We start from the raw sequence: 18,571 nt of genomic DNA on the forward strand, positions 1-18,571 counted from the left end.
CTCTCGTCGTCAGGGTCGATCACGCGGGCTGAGGGCGATATCCTCCAGCGTGAGGTTGCCGTATATCAGTTGAAGGTGCCGATGGGCGTTTTCCATGTGGTCGCGCATCAGGGCGGCGGCGCGATCCCCGTCGCCGACCCGGACGGCTTCGACGATCCGGCCGTGGAAACCGCAATTCTCCTCCGACCAGGCGCCGTGCAGCCGATGGTCCGCGCTGTCGCGGGCGGTCGCCGAGACGAGCAGCCCGGCCAGAACCTCGACCATCAACGAAAGCAGCGGATTGGGCGAGGCGGCGGCGAGAACGGTATGGAACGCGAACTCGGCCTCGCGCTGGCGGCGCCGTCCTTGCGCGTCCCCGGCGGAGCGGGCCGAGATCTCGATGAGCTCCGCGAGTTCGGCGAAGGTCGCGGCGTCGACGTGACCGACCACCGACCGGGTGGCCTGGACCTCGATCATGGTGCGCAGCTCGTAGATGTCCTGAATGGTCGCCGCCTCGAAGTAGCAGAAGTTCCGGATCGACTGGATCGCCTCGCGCGCGCCGCTGGCGGCGACCACCGGACCGCCCTTCGGTCCGGTGCGGAGCTGGATCAGTCCCTGCACCTCGAGTTCCCGGAGCGCTTCGCGGATCGTCGCCCGGCTGACGCCGTAGGCCGCGATCATGTCCCGCTCGATCGGCAGCGCGTCGCCGGGCCGCAGACGCTGCACGATGATCGAGGCGCGTATCTGTCCGGCGACGACGGCCGATCGCTTGGGCGGCCGGGCCGGGCGAGGCGCGGGCTTCCGCCCCTGCTTCATCGAACCCACCGCCATCGGACACCTCGCGCGTAAGGCCCCCCGCGGGCGAGCGCCCGCCGGGGGATGTGACGACCGTCTATTGCGGCTCGGCCGTGGCGACGTTCTCGGGCCAGACGATCTGGCTTGTGTCCCCCTGCACCTGCGCCACCGGCAGCGGGATGGCGTCGGGGCCGGACCGGACCGTGTGATCCTCGCCGAAGGCGTACTTGCCGACGAGGCAATCGTAGTCCGTGCCGCCGATCTCGTTCGCGATGGCATCGGCATCGGTGCCGCCGGCCGCATCCACCGCACGCAGCGCGACCACCATGGTGCAGTAGGCGTGCGCGTGACTGTAATTGGCCACCGCGCCGAACTCCGCCTCGATCCTGTCGCTGAACTCCCGATGCTCGGGCGTGATCTCGGGGCTGAACTGCAACGCCGCCCAGAACATGCCATCCGCGATGTCCGGCGCCTGTTCCATGAATTCAGGCCGGGTGGGGTAGAAGATCGCCATGTGCGACGCCTCCAGCGCCTGCTCGTCGAGCTGTCGCACGAACGAAAGGCCCGAATTGGCCAGGGTGAACACTGAAACGAGGATGTCCGGATCCAGCCCGCGCAGCTTGGAGAGCTGCGGATAGAAATCCGTCGTTCCGGTCGGCGTCGTCTCGGTCGCGGCGACCGTCCATCCGTCGGCCTCGAAGAGCTCGCCGATCTTTTCGGCATTGGCGATGCCGTAATCGGTATCTTCGACCACGAAGGCGATCGACTTGTTCCCTTCCGGGACGACATCGTTCTCGAAGGCCCAGCGGTAGAAGCCGTGCACGGCCTTTCCATAGCCGTCGCTGTTGTAATTGCCCTTGTAGTAGAGCGCGTAGCGCTCGGGGTCGGACAAGACCTTATCGGCGATGGCCGAGGAAACGGGTTCGGCGCTCAGGATTGGCACGCCGTATTGCGGCGCCATCTCCATCAGGGCGAGCGTCACGTGACTGTGCAGCGTGTCGCCGACGATCATGTCGACCTCGTTGCGGGTCATGAGCCGCTGCGCCGCGCCGATTGCCACTTCCGGCTTGGAGTTGGAATCCTCCACCACAAGCTCGACCTGCGGCGGCTGGTCGGTGACATAGTCGCCCGCGCCCTCGTTCCACTCCTTGACCGCGAGTTCCATTCCCTCGCGATGGGCGGTGCCGGTATTGGCGGCCGGACCCGTCATCGGTCCGATCATTCCGATCCTGACGTCCTGGGCCTGGGCCGCGCCGGCCGTTCCGGCAACCAGCATCAGGGCGAGCATGCGCAGCGCCATGGCCCGGCCTTCCGAGTGTGTCGCCATGTCTTTCACCTCCTTCGTTGCGAGTTTGTCGTCGTGGTCGTCATGCGGCGCTCGATCGCTCGCGCGTCCCGCGCCTGTCGCGGCGTCGCAGCCGGCCGATCCTCAGGCCCGCGATGCCGTGCGGCGCCGCGAAGACGAACCCGATCACCAGCGCACCGTAAAGGAGCATCCGGTACTCGCCGAACTCGCGCAGCAGCTCCAGCGACCCCGTCAGCAGCAGCGCCCCGTAGAGCGGACCGAAGAACCGACCCGCGCCGCCGACGATGATGATCGCCAGAAGCGTGATCAGCATCTCGGGCCCCGCGACGGAGGTGGGCGTGAGGATCATCACGTAATGGGCATAGATCGCCCCGCTCAGTCCCACGATCCCGGCGCTCAGCGCGAAGGCCGCGAGTTTCCAGGTGCTGAGGTTGATGCCGAGACTTTCGGCGGCCGCCTCGGAATCGCGGATCGCGGCGAAGGTCATGCCCGGACGGGACCGCAGGAGGAGGAGCAGGCCGGCCTGCACGGCGAAGAAGAACGCACCGGCGAGCACGTAGGACCCCCAGGCGTTGCCAAGGCCGAACCGGATCGTGGTCTCGCCGAAGGAAACGGGATCGAAGGGCGGGATGCCCCAGAACCCCAGCTCCCCGCGGGTGATGTCCTTGAGGTTGGAGAAGATCAGGCGGACGATCTCCGCGAAGGCCAGCGTGACGATCGCCACGTGCGGCATGGAGCGGATCCGCAGGATCGGCAGGCCGATGAGCAGGCCTGCCAGCGCGGCGAGCGCCGCGCCTGCCCAGATCGTCAGCCAGGGACTCACCCCGCCATAGAAGGCCACGATCGCGGACAGGTAGGCGCCGATCGCGAAGAAGGCATGATGCCCCAGCGTCTTCAGCCCGAGGATCCCGAGCGTCAGGTTCCAGCCCGACGCGAACATGGCGAAGATCAGGCTCAGCGTCAGGATATGCAGGACGTAGTCGTTGACCGGCAGGACCGAGATCAGAAGGAACAGGGCGACGCAGACGGAGAGCGTCAGGGCAGGGCGGCGGCCGAGGACCTCGATCATGGCTCAGGCCTCCCGTCCGGCGAAGAGCCCGTTGGGCCGTACCCAGATCACCGCGATGAGGAACGTGAAGGCCACGACGTCGCGCCATTCCGTCGGCAGGACCGTCACGCTCGCCGCCTCGATCAGGCCGAGCAGGAAGCCGGCCGCGACCGCGCCCCCGAAGGAGCCCAGCCCGCCCAGGATCACCACCGCGAACCCCTTCAACAGGAACGAGACCCCCATCCAGGGATTCACCGTCAGGATCGGCGAAAGCAGGATCGCCCCGGCCCCGGCCAGCACGGCGGAGATGGCGAAGACGCTCGTATGCACCAGTCCGGCGGGGATGCCGACGGCAAGGGCCGCCTCCGCGTCCTGCGCCGTAGCGCGGACGATCCGGCCGAGCCCCGTGCGGTAAAGGACGAGCGCGCAAAGGCCCATCAGAGCAAGCGCGATCACCAGGATCGAGAGCCGCTGCACCGGCATGCGAAGCCCGCCGAGGCTGACCACGCCGTCGAAGAAGTAGGGCAGCGTGCGGAACTGCTCGCCCCAGACGATCTGCGCGCCGCTCTGCAGAAGGATGGACAGGCCGATCGTCGCGGCGATGACGCGGAACGCCCAGTCCTCGCGGGCAAGCAGCGGCGCGATGGTGACGCGCTGGATGGCGGCGCCGATGCCGCCGACCAGCGCCAGCGTGACGACCGAGGCGAGGATCACGTTCCAGCCCAGCGTCACGGCGAAGAACAGCACCAGATACCCGGCGATCATGAGGAGCTCGCCATGCGCGAAGTTCAGGACCCGCGTGGTGCCGTAGACCAGGGCGATGCCGGAGCCGACGAGGGCGTAGATCGACCCCGAGATGAGTCCGTTGATCACCATTTCGAGGAACAGGGACGCGGTCATCGGACGGCCTCCTCCCGCACGCCGAGATAGACGCGCTTCACTTCGGGATGGTCGAGCATCTCCTGACCGGACCCGCTCAGGATCACGCGACCGCTTTCGAGAAGGTAGCCGCGATGGGACAACGCGAAGGACAGCTTCGCGTTCTGCTCGTTGAACAGGATGGCGACGCCCTCGTCGTTGATCGTGCGCATAATCGCGCTGACCGTCCTGACCATCGCGGGCGACAATCCGAGGAACGGCTCGTCCATCAGCAGGACCCGCGGCCGGGCCATCAGGCCGCGCGCGATCGCGACCATCTGTTGCTGCCCGCCCGACAGCTTGCCGGCGGTCGCGTCGAGATGGTCCCGTAGGTCGGGCAGCAGGCCGAGCACCCAGTCGAGGGATCCCCTCGTCTCGCGGGCGGGGCGCGCATAGGCGCCCAGAACGATGTTTTCGTGGACACTCATCCGCGGAAAGAGGCGGCGGCGCTCCAGCACGATCGCCATGCCGTGACGCGGCCGCTCCGTCGCGGGGGCGGACTGCATCTCGCGCCCGTCGAGCCGCACGCGGCCGCCCGACGGGGCCTTCAGGCCCATGGCCGCCTTGAGCACGGTGCTCTTGCCCGATCCGTTCGGACCCATGATCGCGACGATCTCGCCCTGGGCCACGTGCATGTCGACCGACCAGAGAACCTGTGTGGCGCCGTAATGGACGTCGATCCCTTCAAGCCGCAGCATCGGCATCCCCGAGATAAATCCGGCGCACCTCGTCATGCGCCGCGATGTCGGCCATGCTGCCGGAGGTGACGACCCGCCCGCGGTCGAGGAAGATCGCGTCGTCGGCCAGACCGTGCAGAACGTCCATTTTGTGCTCGATGACGAGCACCGTGATGCCCCGCTCGACCCGGAGCCGGCGGATCAGGTCGAGCAGTTCCGGCACGCTGGGCTGATCGACGCCGCCGGTCACCTCGTCGAGCAGCAGAAGCCGGGGCCGCGTTGCCAGCGCGCGCGCGAGTTCCAGCCGCTTGCGCTGTCCCGTGCTGAGCGTCCGCGCCGGCGCGGCAGATTTCGCCTCGAGGCCGACGAAGGCGACGTAATCCGCAGCCTCCCGAAGAGCGGCCGCCATGGGGACGCCGCGGGACACGATCGCGACCGCGACGTTTTCGATCACGTTCAGACCGCTGAAGGGCTGGGTGATCTGGAAGGTCCGCGATATGCCCTTCCGGCATCGCCGGTGCGGCGGGATCGAGGTGATGTCGTCGCCCGCAAACAGGATGCGCCCTTCGGAGGGCCGTACCGCGCCCGCCACGGCATTGAAGAGCGTCGTCTTCCCGGCTCCGTTCGGACCCAGGATCGCGGTGGACCGCCCATCGCGAACCTCCAGAGCGACGCCGTCTAGGGCCAGCAAGCCCCCGAAGCGGACAGAAAGGTTCGAAACGAGCAGAAGGCCATCTGCCATCGAAAGTCCTCCGACCTTGACGAAAACAGGCTACGAGCGGCATTCATTATAATCAATATAATTGTTCGAGCGGTTGGTCCCCGTTTGATGCGGAGGATACAGGTCGGTCGGGAACCTGGCGGGGGTTTGGGCGTGCCGCTCCGGCCCCGCGCCATTCTGCAAGGAAGAGCGCCATGGTCACCATTACACGCCGGGGCAGGTAAGGCTCGCCCGCTCGTCAAGTCTGTGGATGTTCTTTGACGTCGGGCCGTACCGAGCAAGCCGACCTTGTTGCCCAGAGCCTGCCCGGGGTTCGCTTCGCGGATCGAGCGGTAGAGCCGGGCGGCCTGTCCAGGCCTGATCCGACCCGCGACCGCATCCTGAACGGGTCCGTCGACGACGCGTCGTCGCGTGAGCGTGGAGCGCTGACCGTCCGCCGACCGGCAGTGCGTTGCGCAGCGATGTCACGAGAGGTCGGTTCGACCCGTCGACCCATCGGCGCCTTGGCACGCGGCGCCTTCGGACCCGCGCGGCGGCCAGCCGATAGACGCCGCCGCCGCCGGTCAGGCGCGTCTAACCACTACTCGGCAGGGCCTCCCGCAGTGATGTCCCGAAAGGGATCGAGGTGCTGTTCGGGTCGCCGCTGCGGCGGATCACCGCCGTCGTCGCCAGCCGACCGGGACTCGCGGGGCGGCTAACCACCAATGGGGAAGGGAAAGGGGAAGTCCGGCCTTCACAAGCTTCGCCCACCAAGGCCCATCAAAATTGATAGTAATTAGCATTATGTATTACATGAAAGTATCGATCTTCGAACAGTTCGTCTTGGTGTGATGCCTAGGACAGTTCTCTCGCCGATCCCGACCAGCGCCCAGCCTGCCGATCATCCATACGACGGGCTGTGACCTGACCCACCGATGCGACCCGTGGCATTCTCGACGCGGAGTTCTTCGGCCGGGCGCGAGGTCCGCATCGACGAGATCGCGCCCAACAACCTCGGGCCGCGAACGCCACTGTTTTAACGCGAACAGGGAGCGGCGCGCCGGTTCGAACGGCAGGCAATGGAGCGACGATGACCGATTTTGCAGCGCGGCAACGCCGGCCCCAACAGCCCGCATGTCCCGCCGCTCTGCCTCGCCCCGTCCGCTCCATTCCGCGCCCGTTCGGCTTGGAAACCATCATGCGGGTGCAGGCCGGAGGACAGGATGGCCGGCAATCTAACTGATAACGGCGATACCGGCGCCCGGGGCTTGTCGACATCCGGTCTGCCTCGACTAGGATTCCCGGCGAGGGAGAATCGTATCATGAGTCTGACACAACTTGCCGCGGACTGCGCGGCGAAGGGCCGGCCGGTTCGGGTCGGCCTGATCGGCGCCGGCAAGTTCGGCTCGATGTTTCTGTCGCAGGTCCCCACGATTACCGGACTGAAGGTCACCTGCATTGCCGATCTCGATGTCGGCCGGGCCCGTTCCGCCTGTTCCGCCATCGGGTGGGACGCGGATCGGGTCGGGGCCACGAAATACACAGAGGATGGCGCGGCCCTGGCGGCGCGGGACGACGTGGATGTCGTGATCGAGGCCACGGGCAATCCCCGCGTGGGCATCGCACATGCGCTCGCCGCCATCGAGGCGGGCAAGCACGTGGTGATGGTGAATGTCGAAGCCGACGTCCTCGCCGGTCCGGCCCTCGCCCGCCGGGCCCGGTCGGCCGGTGTTGTCTATTCGATGGCCTATGGCGACCAGCCTGCGCTGATCGCCGAGATGGTGGACTGGGCCCGATCCACGGGATTCAACGTTGCCGCCGCCGGCAAGGGCACGAAGTACATGCCTGCCTATCACGCTGTTACTCCCAATGACGTTTGGCAGCATTACGGGCTGACCCCGGAGCAGGCGTCCAAGGCGGGCATGAACCCCCAAATGTTCAACTCCTTCCTCGACGGCACGAAGAGCGCGATCGAAATGGCGGCCATCGCCAACGCAACCGGGCTCGGCGTGCCCGAGGACGGGCTCGCCTTCCTGCCCTGCGGCGTTGACGATCTGGCCCATGTGTTACGACCGCGCGAAGTCGGCGGCCAACTCGGGACCACGTGCGGCGGCACCGGAATGGTCGAGGTGGTGTCGAGTCTCGAGCGCGACGGCCGTCCGGTCTTCCGCGATCTGCGTTGGGGCGTCTTCGTCGTCCTCGAAGCGCCGAACGACTACGCAGCGGCCTGCTTCGCGCAATATGGCCTACCGACCGACGTGACCGGGCGTTACGCCGCGATGTACAAACCGTTTCACCTGATTGGGCTGGAATTGTCGATTTCCGTGCTGAGCGCGGCGCTTCGGGGCGAGGCAACCGGCGCGCTCGAAGCGTTTCGCGCGGGCGCCGTCGCGGTGGCGAAGCGGGACCTGCGGTCGGGCGATATGCTGGACGGTGAAGGAGGCTACACGGTCTGGGGTCGTCTCGCCCCTGCATCGGCATCGACCGACGCATTCCTGCCCCTCCCGATCGGTCTGGCTCACAAGGTGCAGGTCGTCAGAGACGTGCCGGCCGGGCAAGCCCTGACATTTGCGGATGTCCGCATCGAGGAGGACTCGATCGTCGCGATTCACCGTGAAGCACTGCGGATCGACGGCTCCTGATCCGCGGCAAACCGAACGTCATCTCAGAGGCTGCGTGAAAAGTCGCCGGCCGGCCTGTTGGAGCCATGTTCTACCCGGAGAAGCGGAGGAACAGTATGGCGCAACGTAGCTACCCGACGGATCTGACCGATGCCCAGTGGGCGCTGATCGCCCGGCATTTCCCGCCCGAGCGGCGTGATGGACGGCCCCGCCAGACTGATCTTCGCGCTATGGTCGACGCGATCCTCTATCTATTGAGGACGGGCTGCCAGTGGCGGATGCTGCCTGCCGATTTCCCGCCCTGGGGTACGGTCTGGTGGTACTTCCGGCGCTGGCGGCTTGACGGGGTCTGGGTCCGTTTGCACCGGACTCTTCTTCATGCCGCGGCCCGGGTGAAGGCCGGCCGTCGAAGCGATCCGACGGTGGTGATCATGAATGCGCAGTCGGTGAAGACGACCGAAAGGGGGGCGTTCGCGGCTTCGACGGCCACAAACGCGTGAAGGGGCGCAAGCGCCAAATCCTGGTCGGCGCGTTCATTCGGTCTCGTAGTCCGCAGGGTGGTAGATGTCCGAACGTGCGGTCGGTAGGTCGTGGACCGCGGCCGTGCGTTCCACTTCCGACGGCGGCGAGAAAACTCTTCCGTGTCGAACGATACAGGAAAGGCCGCGCGAGATCGCCTTAAATGAAGATCGGGCGGCCTCCCTGCACCAGCGCCATGGCCGCGCTGTCGCCCGCGTCGAACGCCTCGCGAAGCCGATCGAGCGCGACCGCCCCGGGCTAATCAGGGCCCGGGCCCCCTGCGTGAAAAGCGTCGTCCCTCACTCCGCAGCCTCCTGCACGGCCGCACGGCGGCGCGGCCGCGTGCGGTTCTCGAGAAAACGGATCATCGACCCGTAGACCAACGCACGGCTTTCGGGCCGGGCGAAACCGTGACCTTCGTGATCGACACGAACCAGCACGCAATCGTGCCCCCGCCCGCGCAACGCGGCGTAGACAAGCTCGCTCTCGGCGGGGGGCACGCGAGGGTCGTCACCGCCATGGGCGACAAACAGCGGCGTGTGGACCTCGTTGATCTTGCGCATCGGCGACAAGCTCCGGAGCAGCGCGTGCCCCTCTTCGGTGTCGGGGTTTCCGTACTCCACCGCGCGTAGCTTGCGCCGCCACGGGCCGGTCGTGTCCATCAGCGTGTTGAAGTCCGCGATACCGTAGAACTCGGCGGCGACGCGCCAGTCGTCCGGATGCTCGGTAATGGCGGCCAACACCATGAAGCCGCCGTAGGACTGGCCGTAGACGGCCAGCCGATCGGCATCCACGTCGTCGCGCGCGGCGAGCCAGTCGCGCACCGCCTTGAGGTCGCGCACGCTGTCCATGCGCTGTTCGAGATCGTCGCCGGCTTGCCAGGCTCGTCCATAGCCGGTGGAGCCGCGCACGTTCGGTGCGACCACCAGCCAGCCACGGGACACGAGGTATTGCACGTCCGAACGCCAATGCGCGGCGTACTGCGATTCCGGTCCGCCGTGAACGATCACGAAAGCGGGATACCCGCCGGGCGGAGGCGCGCATCGAGGCTCGAACACGAAGACCGGCACGTTCTGGCCGTCGAAGCTGCGTACGCAGTTTGTTTCAGGCTCCACCGTGTCCTCGGAGCCGAGCATATCCGCACCGACGCAGAGAATCTCCATCGTCCCGCTCGCCGCGTCCATCCGCGCCACAACCGAAGGGCGGCAGAACCCGGCCACGGCAAACAGGAGGCTTTCGCCGTCCGGGGCGAAGGCGAGGCTTGTCAGGCGGCCGGGGAACGGCGGCTCGAAGCGGCGCTCCTCGCCGTCCCGCGCCTCGCGCAACACGATCCGCGAGCGGCCGCCGTCGTTCCAAGCGTAGGCAAGCCGGCCCGAATTCTTGTCGAAGGCGATCTGTTCCACGTCCCCCCCGGGCTGGGCAAGCCAGCGGAATGCCCCGGTCGCGGTGTCGATCTCGGCCAACCCGTGGAACGAAGCCCCGAAGTCAGTCGCCACGAGAAGCTGCGCGCCGTCGTCCACGAAGCGTGCGGCATTGACATGGGCGCGGTTGCCCGCGGGCAGCAGGGTACGTGCCTCGCCGCCGCCGAGCGGCACGAGCAGAAGCGCGGCGTCGTACATGCCCTCGAGGTTCTCCTCGACCAGCAGTGCGGTGCCGTCGGGCGAGAAGGCGCGCGCGGTGCGCCAGCCGGGCCCCCGACGTATCACTCGCTCCTCGCCGCTCTCCAGATCGCGCACGCGGACCTGCATGGCGGTGGCGTCCTCGCTGTTCGAGGCGAAGGCCATGCGCTCGCCCGCAGCGTCGAACGCGCCCCACTGGTGCACCTCTCCGGGCGCCTCCGTGAGGGCCTCCGGCTTCGACGCGCCCTCGCGCAGCAGGTAAAGCTGGTGACGCTCGTCGCCGCCCGCATCCACCGTCAAAAGCAGGTCGCGGCTGCCCGGTCGGAAGGCGATCGCCCCCACCGGCTCCTCGAGCTGAAGCCGCAGCATCGGTGCGGCTCCGGTCTGATCGAAAGACCGGGTCCAGATCTGGTTCGTACCGGTCTCGTCCGAGAGCCAGGCCAGCAGCGTGCCGTCGTCCGAGACGGCCGGCGCGGAATGGGCCCGCGGCGCAAGGTAATCGGCGAAAGGCCGCGCGCTTCCGTCGGCCATGCGATCGGCCGCCTCGCGAAGGGCCACCGTGAGATCGTCCGCCGCGCGGGTCGCGACGTGATTGGCCTCGGTCACGAGGGTGAAGCGTGCTTCGGGCCAGGCTCGGTGCAAGCGCCAGGCCGCGTCCATCGGCGTGACCACGTCGTAGCGGCCCTGCACGATCTCCGCCGGGATGTGCCGGACCGTGTCGATATTCGAGATCACGTGATCTTCGGCGAGAAAGAAGCCGTTCCAGCAATAATGTGCAAACAGCCGCGCGATCTCCAGCGCCGCCTTGGGCTCGGTCAGCGCGTGGACGTGGGAGGGGCTGGGCAGAAAGGTCTGGGTGCGCGCCGAGAAGCCGCGCAGTGCCTCGGCCGCGGGCATGTGCACCGCCGGATCCGGGTCGACGAGACGCCGGTGGTAGGCTGCCAGCAGGTCGCCGCGCTCGTCCTCGCCGACCAACCCACTGAAAGCCTCGAAAGCGTCGGGAAACAACGTGCCGATACCGTGGAACCAGTGACGCACCTCACCAGGTCCGCCGAGGAACACGCCGTGCAGCCGCAGCCCGAGGCAGCGGTCGGGATGCGCGATGGCGTAGCACAAAGCAAGCAGGCTGCCCCAGGAGCCGCCGGCCACGACCCAGCGTTCGATCCCGAGCGTCTCGCGGACGCGCTCGATATCGGCCACGAGTTCATCGGTGGTGTTCCCCTCCACCTCGGCCGAGGGGGTGGAACGGCCGCAACCGCGCTGGTCGAACTGCACGATCCGGTAGCGCTCGGGGTCGAAGGTCCGGCGCTGCTCTGGCTTGGCGCCGGCGCCCGGGCCGCCGTGAAGCATCACCACCGGCAAACCGTCCGGGTTGCCCGCCTCGGTCACGTGGAGGGTATGCGGCGGCGTGACGTCGATGCGGTGCTCGGCGATGGGCGCGCCCAGGGGATAGAGTAGTCCGCGGGTCATCGCCCACCCTCCGGGGCCGGAGCGGCACAGGTATCGAGCAGCATCGTGGTTGTTCTCCCGGTTTACGCCTTCGCGGCTAACGTTAGCGAGATTGTCACATATTACGATTGTCATACAATCCGCTTCGTGCATGGTATCGTCATGAACAAGAAACGACACCACAGGGAGAATGACATGGTTCGCACGAAGACAGCATCGGGTGCGCTGGCCGGGGCGGCTATCTGCTTGGGTCTGGGCACGCAGGCGGGCGCCGAGACTCCCCCCGACACGATGGTGATGGCGCGCAACATCGACGCGATCAGCACCTTCGACCCCGCCCAGATCGGCGAGGTCGTGACCGACGAGCTCATCATCAACATCTGCGACAGTCTGGTGGAGATCGACCCGGCGGACGAGGCCGCGGTGCTGCCCGCGGTCGCCAAGGACTGGACCGTTTCCGAAGACGGGCAGACCATCACCTTCGACCTCGTCGAGGACGCAGTGTTTCCGTCGGGCAATCCGGTGCGCGCCGAGGACGTGGTCTGGTCGCTATCGCGGGTGCTGGAGCTGGGCTTCGGCAACGCCGCCACGCTGACCGAGTACGGCTTCACCGCCGAGAGCGCCGCCGACGCCTTCGTGGCAACCGGCGAGCACACCTTCGAGATGAATCTCTCTCGCCCCTACCCTACCGATTTGATCCTTCAGGCGATTGCCTCCAATCGGGTGGCAAACGTGCTCGACAAGGAACTGATCATGGCCGAAGAGGTCGATGGCGACCGCGGCAACAAGTTCCTGACCACCAACACCGCCTGCGTCGGCCCCTATGCCCTGCGGCAGTGGAACGCCGGCGAAGTGGTGATCCTCGAGGCCAACGAAAACTACTACGGCGATGCGCCGAAGCTCGATCGATGGATCATCCGTCACGTGGCCGAGGCGCAGGCACAGCGCCTGCTGCTGGAGCAGGGCGACATCGACGTGGCGCGCGACCTGGGCGCCGAGGATCTGCGCGACCTGGACGGGCAGGAGGGCATCACCGTGGCCTCCGTGCCGGTGCACCAGGTGTTCTACCTCGGCTTCGACAACGGCCAGGAGCGGTTCCAGGACGACCGCGTGCGTCAGGCGTTCCGCTATCTGATCGACTACGATGGGCTGGCCGACACGGTGATGGCCTATCTGGCCATGCCGCGCGCCAGCGTGGTGCCGCTGGGAGCCTACGGCGCACTCGACGAGGACGAGGGTCAGCCCTACGAACTCGACCTCGACAAGGCACGCGAGCTGTTGGCCGAGGCCGGCTACGCCGATGGCTTCTCGGCGCGCCTGTTCGTGGGCACCCTGCCCTACAACGCTCCGCTCGCGCAGCACATCCAGGCCAACGCCGCCGAGGTGGGCATCGATCTGCAGATCGAGCAGATGGCCAACGCGCAGCTGTTCTCGGCTTTCCGCGGCCGTGACTTCGACACGGTTATGCTGTCCTGGCGCACCTCGGTGCCGCATGCGCATGGGATGCTGTCCCGCCACGCGGTCAATCCGGACAACTCCGACGAGGCCCAGATGACCATGTATCCGACCTGGCGCGCGTCGTGGTTCCGCGAGGAATACAACACGCGCATCGACGAGGCCCTGTTCGAAGCCGACCCTGACAAGCAGCTGGAGCTTTATCGCCAACTGCAGCTCGACCATCTTGAGCAGGGACCGTTCGCCTACATGTTCCAGATGCTCGACACGGCCGCTTACCGCGACGCTGTCCAGAACTGGACGTGGAATGGCTTCAAGGTCTTCTACGACCAGATCTCGAAAGGCTGAGATCGCATGTCTGCGACCGACGTGACGACGCGGACGGTGGCTCGCACGGCTGCCCCACCCAAGCGGTGGGGCAGCCTGCTCCGGGCGACCCTCAGGATCCTCCTGTCCGTTTCCGTGACCATCCTGGGACTTCTCGCCCTTACGTTCTTCATCGGCCGCCTTTTGCCCCTCGATCCGGTGCTCGCCATTCTGGGCGACGACGCCAGCCAGGAAGCGGTCGACCGGCTCACCGCGCGGCTCGGCCTCGACCGACCACTGCACGAGCAATTTCTTTCCTACGTGGTGAACAGCTTGACCTTCGATTTCGGCGAGTCGCTGACCAGTGGCCGGCCGGTAATCGAGGATATCGCCCGCGTGTTTCCGGCAACGCTCGAACTGGCCACCCTGGCGATGATCTTCGGCACCGGCATCGGCATCCCGCTCGGCGTGCTTGCCGCCGCAAACCGCGATTCCTGGATCGATCAGTGCGTGCGCGTAATCTCCCTCATCGGCTACTCCGCGCCGATCTTCTGGCTCGGCCTTCTCGGGCTTTCGATCTTCTATGCCGGCCTCGGTTGGGTCGGCCCGCCCGGCCGCATCGACATCGTGCATCAGTACGACATCGAAACCTGGAGCGGACTCTACCTCGTGGACAGCGCGATCGCCGGCCAGTGGGACATATTCGCCGACGTGTTCGGCCGCATCGTGCTGCCCGCCTCGATCCTCGCCTACGGGGCGATGGCCTATATCAGCCGCATGACCCGCTCCTTCATGCTCGAGCAGTTCGGGCAGGAGTACATCATCGCGGCCCGCGCCAAGGGCGCCTCCAAGCGTCGGGTGATCTGGCAACACGCCTTTCCCAACATCGCGGTGCAGCTCGTGACCGTGGTGGCGCTGTCCTACGCCTTTCTGCTGGAAGGTGCGGTGCTCACCGAGACGGTGTTCGCCTGGCCGGGCTTCGGCCGCTACCTGACCACCGCGCTGCTGCGCGCCGACATGAACGCGGTGCTGGGCTGCACGTTGCTGATCGGGCTGATCTTCATCGGCCTGAACCTTCTCAGCGACCTTTTCTACCGCATCTTCGACCCGAGGACCCGATGAGTATCGCACAGGATCACGACCGGGGTGGTTGGCGCGCCTGGCTCGAGACCGAGCAGGCCGACTCGCCGGGCCAAGCCCGCGCCCAGGCCGTCTGGCGCGCCTGGCGCGGCCTCGCCCGCAACCGTGCCGCCTTTGCCGGGCTGGCGGTGCTGGTGGTGCTGATCACGGTGGCGATCCTCGCCCCCGTGCTCGCCCCCTACCCCCCCTATGCCCAGGATCTCGCGTCGCGGCTGTTACCACCCTCCTTCGAGCATCCGCTGGGGACCGACGACCTCGGCCGCGACATCCTCAGCCGCATCCTTTACGGCTCGCGCATCACGCTGATGATGGCCGCGCTGGTGGCGGTGATCGCAGGCCCGCTGGGCCTCCTGGTAGGCGCCACCGCCGGCTATCTCGGCGGCTGGGTAGACGTGGTCGCGATGCGGGTGGTCGACGTGTTCCTGTCGTTTCCCTCGCTCATTCTGGCCTTGGCCTTCGTGGCCGCGCTCGGACCGGGCATCGAGAACGCGGTGATCGCCATTGCCTTGTCGGCCTGGCCGCCGATCGCGCGGCTCGCACGGGCCGAAGCGCTGACGGTGCGCCATTCCGACTACATCGCTGCCGCGCGCCTGCAGGGAGCCAGCCGCTTTCGCATCGTGGTCCTTCACGTGATGCCGATCTGCCTGCCTTCCGTGGTTATCCGCATCACCCTCAACATGGCCGGCATCATCCTGACCGCCGCGGGCCTCGGCTTCCTCGGCCTCGGCGCGCAGCCCCCCTCGCCGGAATGGGGCGCGATGCTCGCCTCGGGCCGGCAGTTCATGCTGACCAACTGGTGGCTGGCGGCCACGCCCGGCGCGGCGATCATGCTGGTCAGCCTCGCCTTCAACCTGCTCGGCGACGGGCTCAGAGACGTGCTGGACCCCCGCGATGACTGAACCGATGCTGGACGTGCGGAACCTTACCGTCGCCTACCCTTCCCATCAGGGCTACACCGAGGCGCTGCGACGGGTCTCGTTTCGCCTGGGCCGCGGCAAGCTCGGCATCGTGGGCGAGTCCGGTTCGGGCAAGTCCACGGCCGGACGGGCGATCATGCGCCTGCTGCCACCGAAGGCGCGGATCACTGCCGACCGGATGCAGTTTGGCGAGATCGATCTGCTGACGGCGTCCGAGAAGCGTATGCGCAGCATTCGCGGCGGCCAGATCGCGATGATCCTGCAGGACCCGCGTTATGCACTGAACCCGCTGAAGACGGTGCTCTCGCAGATCATCGAGGCCTGCCGCATCCACAAGGTCGGCACCCGTGCCGAGGCCCGTGACCGGGCCATGGCGATGCTGGAAGACGTGCACATCCGTGACCCGCGCCGGGTCGCCGGCCTTTATCCGCACGAATTGTCGGGCGGCATGGGCCAGCGGGTCATGATCGCCATGATGCTGGTGCCCTCGCCGCGTCTCGTTATCGCCGACGAGCCGACCTCGGCGCTCGATGTCACGGTTCGAGGGCAGATCCTCGACATCCTCGACGAGCGGGTCGAAGCGCAGGGCGCGGGGCTGATCTTCATCAGTCACGACCTGCCGTTGGTAGGTGCCTACTGCGACGACGTCCTTGTGATGTACGGAGGCCAGATCATGGAGCGGCTGGCCGCCCGAGACCTCGGCGCTGCGCAGCATCCCTATACAGTCGCTCTCAATGATAGTCTTCCGCCGCTGGACCGCAGGGTGGCGGTGCTTCAGGTGCCCGAATACGACTCCGCATGGCTGCAGGAGGACCAGCCGTGAGCGCGCCGGAGCTTGAGATCGAGGGCCTCTCCGTGTCCTTCGGGCAGGGAACCCAGCGGATACAAGCTGTGCAGGAGGCGAGCTTCGTGGTGGAGCGTGGCGCTTCGTACGGCATTATCGGTGAATCGGGCAGCGGCAAGTCCACCATCTTGCGCGCCGTGGCCGGCCTGAATGAAGACTACTCGGGCTCGGTGCGCATCGATGGCCAGGAAGCGCCACGTCCCCGCGACAAGCGTTTCTACAAGCGTGTGCAGATGGTGTTCCAGGACCCTTACGGTTCGCTCCACCCACGCCGGATGATCCGCGCCACGCTGCTGGAGCCCCTGCGGATCTTCGGGTTCGACAACGCCGACCGCCGCATTCGACAAGTGCTGGAGGATGTCGGCCTGGCGACGCACTTCGCCTATCGCTACCCGCATCAGCTCTCGGGCGGACAGCGCCAGCGCGTGGCGATCGCTCGGGCGCTGCTGCTCGAGCCCGAAATCCTGCTGCTCGACGAGCCCACCTCGGCGCTCGACGTGTCGGTGCAGGCGGGCGTGCTGAACCTGCTCGACGCGCTGCGGCGAGATCGCTGCCTGACCTACGTGCTGGTGAGCCACGACCTGCGGGTGGTGGCGCATATGTGCTCGCGCGTCGCGGTGATGACCCAGGGACGCATCGTCGAAGAGCTTTCGGCCGACGCCCTGCGCGAGCAGCGTTCGCACGACGACTACACGCGGCAGCTGATCGCTGCTTCACGAGGGCGCACCCCGCTCGATGCCGTCAACGGCGAGGGCGCCGCCCGATCCGACCCCCGAAAGGACGCTGTCCATGCGAAATGAGAACCCCGTCTGGTCCTTGGTGGACGCCAAGCGCGAGGCGTTTACCACGCTTGCCGACCGCGTGTTCGACACACCGGAGTTCGCATATACCGAAGTACGCTCGGCGGCGGAGCACGTGAAGATGTTGCATGAGCAAGGTTTCCGCGTGCGGGAGGGCGTGGCGGGCATTCCCACCGCCATGGTCGGCGAGGCTGGCGAGGGCGGCCCGGTAGTCGCCATACTCGGCGAATACGACGCCCTGCCCGGTCTGAACCAGAAGCCCGGCTTGGCTCACCACGAAGAACTGGACGCCGGCGGGTTCGGCCACGGATGCGGGCACAACCTTCTCGGTTCGGCGGCGCTGCTCGCCGCGACCGCCGTGAAGGACTGGATCGAAGCCGAGGGCATCGAGGCGCGGGTGCGCTACTACGGCTGTCCCGCGGAGGAAGGCGGCGCCGCCAAAGCCTTCATGGTGCGCGAGGGCCTGTTCGAGGACGTGGACCTTGCCATCACCTGGCATCCAGCAAGCTTCAATGGCGTGGACGATGCCCATTCCCTCGCCAATACCCGCATCGACTTTACCTTCCACGGCAAGGCTGCCCATGCGGCGGGCGCTCCGGAATTGGGTCGCAGCGCGCTCGACGCGGTGGAGCTGATGAATGTGGGCGTGAACTACATGCGCGAGCACATGCCCGACGATGCCCGCATCCACTACGCCTACCTCGATGCTGGCGGTCCGGCCCCGAACGTGGTGCAGGCCAAGGCGACGGTGCGCCAGCTCATCCGAGCCCGCGACCTTGCCGGACTTGAATCGCTCGTGCGCCGGGTGCGCGCCATCGCCGACGGCGCCGCGCTGATGACCGAAGCACGGGTAGAAAGCCGGGTATTCTCGGCGGTGTCGAACCTGATCGGTAACCGCCCCCTGGAGGAGGCGATGCAAGAAGCCTTCGACGCGCTTGGCCCGGTCGAGTTCGACGAGGCGGACCGCGCTTACGCCCGCGAAATCCGCGCTACCCTTACCCGCGAAGACATCGCCGACACCTTCGCGCGGCTGAACATGAAGCCCGACTACGACCTTGCCCTATGCGACTTCGTGGCCCCGCTCGATCGCCCGTTCCTGGGCGGCATGGGGTCCACCGATGTGGGCGATGTGAGTTGGGCGGTACCGACCGTGCAGGCCCGAGTCGCCACCTGCGCCATGGGCACCCCGTTCCATACGTGGCAGCTCACCGCGCAGGGCAAGTCGCGGGCGGCTCACAAGGGGATGGTCCATGCGGCCAAGGTCATGGCGCATACGGCCTGGACGATGATCACCGATTCCAGCCGTCGCGAGGCCGCGGCACAGGCGCACCGTGACAGGCTGACGGAATATCCTTACATCTGCCCGATCCCGGAGGAGACTACGCCCCCGATTCCGGAGGAGATGTTGAGGCCGGTCGCGGCCGAGTGAGAATGCGGGGACCGCCGAGCGGGCGCACCTGCTGCCTTGGTCATGGAAG

At 67.0% G+C, this 18,571-nt stretch carries 15 protein-coding genes; 8 read left to right on the forward strand and 7 right to left on the reverse strand.

Annotation, left to right across the window (positions count from 1 at the left end):
• Nucleotides 1–9: 9 nt before the first annotated feature.
• The 6 genes from Q1B08_RS13450 to Q1B08_RS13475 form a co-directional block, all read right to left on the reverse strand.
• Nucleotides 10–795: an FCD domain-containing protein gene (locus Q1B08_RS13450; protein ID WP_299819709.1), complete on the reverse strand. Its 786-nt coding sequence runs from the start codon at nucleotides 793–795 to the stop codon at nucleotides 10–12.
• A 76-nt stretch (nucleotides 796–871) separates the two neighbouring features.
• A complete protein-coding gene (locus Q1B08_RS13455) occupies nucleotides 872–2,101 on the reverse strand; it encodes an ABC transporter substrate-binding protein (protein ID WP_299819711.1) in 1,230 nt (409 codons plus the stop codon).
• Nucleotides 2,102–2,141: 40 nt separating this feature from the next.
• A complete protein-coding gene (locus Q1B08_RS13460) occupies nucleotides 2,142–3,149 on the reverse strand; it encodes a branched-chain amino acid ABC transporter permease (RefSeq protein WP_299819713.1) in 1,008 nt (335 codons plus the stop codon).
• A gap of 3 nt (nucleotides 3,150–3,152) precedes the next feature.
• Nucleotides 3,153–4,028 carry a branched-chain amino acid ABC transporter permease gene (locus tag Q1B08_RS13465; RefSeq protein WP_299819715.1) on the reverse strand — a complete coding sequence of 292 codons (876 nt, stop codon included), beginning with the start codon at nucleotides 4,026–4,028 and terminating at the stop codon, nucleotides 3,153–3,155.
• On the reverse strand, nucleotides 4,025–4,744 hold the full coding sequence (locus Q1B08_RS13470; protein WP_299819717.1) for an ABC transporter ATP-binding protein: 720 nt from the start codon (nucleotides 4,742–4,744) through the stop codon (nucleotides 4,025–4,027). Before Q1B08_RS13470 ends, Q1B08_RS13465 begins: the two co-directional genes overlap by 4 nt.
• Nucleotides 4,731–5,465, reverse strand: a complete 735-nt coding sequence (locus Q1B08_RS13475) for an ABC transporter ATP-binding protein (protein ID WP_299819719.1) — start codon at nucleotides 5,463–5,465, stop codon at nucleotides 4,731–4,733. Before Q1B08_RS13475 ends, Q1B08_RS13470 begins: the two co-directional genes overlap by 14 nt.
• 1,280 nt (nucleotides 5,466–6,745) lie before the next feature.
• Between Q1B08_RS13475 and Q1B08_RS13480 the strand changes: the two genes are divergently transcribed.
• Nucleotides 6,746–8,065, forward strand: coding sequence for a Gfo/Idh/MocA family oxidoreductase (locus Q1B08_RS13480; protein WP_299819721.1), 1,320 nt, complete (start codon nucleotides 6,746–6,748; stop codon nucleotides 8,063–8,065).
• Between the two features lie 65 nt (nucleotides 8,066–8,130).
• Nucleotides 8,131–8,544 carry an IS5 family transposase gene (locus Q1B08_RS13485; RefSeq protein WP_299819723.1) on the forward strand — a complete coding sequence of 138 codons (414 nt, stop codon included), beginning with the start codon at nucleotides 8,131–8,133 and terminating at the stop codon, nucleotides 8,542–8,544.
• Between the two features lie 318 nt (nucleotides 8,545–8,862).
• On the opposite strand, the gene pip is transcribed toward Q1B08_RS13485, so the two are convergent.
• Complete coding sequence (gene pip, locus Q1B08_RS13490; protein WP_299819726.1) at nucleotides 8,863–11,652, reverse strand: prolyl aminopeptidase; 2,790 nt, start codon at nucleotides 11,650–11,652, stop codon at nucleotides 8,863–8,865.
• 174 nt (nucleotides 11,653–11,826) lie between these two features.
• Between pip and Q1B08_RS13495 the strand changes: the two genes are divergently transcribed.
• From Q1B08_RS13495 to Q1B08_RS13520, 6 genes are read left to right on the forward strand one after another with little or no spacing between them, the layout of a single operon-like run.
• Nucleotides 11,827–13,434 (forward strand): ABC transporter substrate-binding protein, encoded by a 1,608-nt coding sequence (locus tag Q1B08_RS13495; protein WP_299819729.1) that lies wholly within the window; start codon nucleotides 11,827–11,829, stop codon nucleotides 13,432–13,434.
• 6 nt (nucleotides 13,435–13,440) lie between these two features.
• Nucleotides 13,441–14,514 carry an ABC transporter permease gene (locus tag Q1B08_RS13500; RefSeq protein WP_299819731.1) on the forward strand — a complete coding sequence of 358 codons (1,074 nt, stop codon included), beginning with the start codon at nucleotides 13,441–13,443 and terminating at the stop codon, nucleotides 14,512–14,514.
• Nucleotides 14,511–15,431, forward strand: coding sequence for an ABC transporter permease (locus Q1B08_RS13505; protein WP_299819734.1), 921 nt, complete (start codon nucleotides 14,511–14,513; stop codon nucleotides 15,429–15,431). Before Q1B08_RS13500 ends, Q1B08_RS13505 begins: the two co-directional genes overlap by 4 nt.
• Complete coding sequence (locus tag Q1B08_RS13510; protein WP_299819737.1) at nucleotides 15,424–16,272, forward strand: ABC transporter ATP-binding protein; 849 nt, start codon at nucleotides 15,424–15,426, stop codon at nucleotides 16,270–16,272. Before Q1B08_RS13505 ends, Q1B08_RS13510 begins: the two co-directional genes overlap by 8 nt.
• Nucleotides 16,269–17,093, forward strand: a complete 825-nt coding sequence (locus tag Q1B08_RS13515; RefSeq protein ID WP_299819740.1) for an ABC transporter ATP-binding protein — start codon at nucleotides 16,269–16,271, stop codon at nucleotides 17,091–17,093. The genes Q1B08_RS13510 and Q1B08_RS13515 overlap by 4 nt, the downstream gene beginning before the upstream one ends.
• On the forward strand, nucleotides 17,083–18,522 hold the full coding sequence (locus Q1B08_RS13520; RefSeq protein WP_299819743.1) for an amidohydrolase: 1,440 nt from the start codon (nucleotides 17,083–17,085) through the stop codon (nucleotides 18,520–18,522). Before Q1B08_RS13515 ends, Q1B08_RS13520 begins: the two co-directional genes overlap by 11 nt.
• Nucleotides 18,523–18,571 lie beyond the last annotated feature (49 nt).

The sequence above is a fragment of the uncultured Jannaschia sp. genome (assembly GCF_947494025.1).
Classification (GTDB): Bacteria; Pseudomonadota; Alphaproteobacteria; order Rhodobacterales; family Rhodobacteraceae; genus Jannaschia.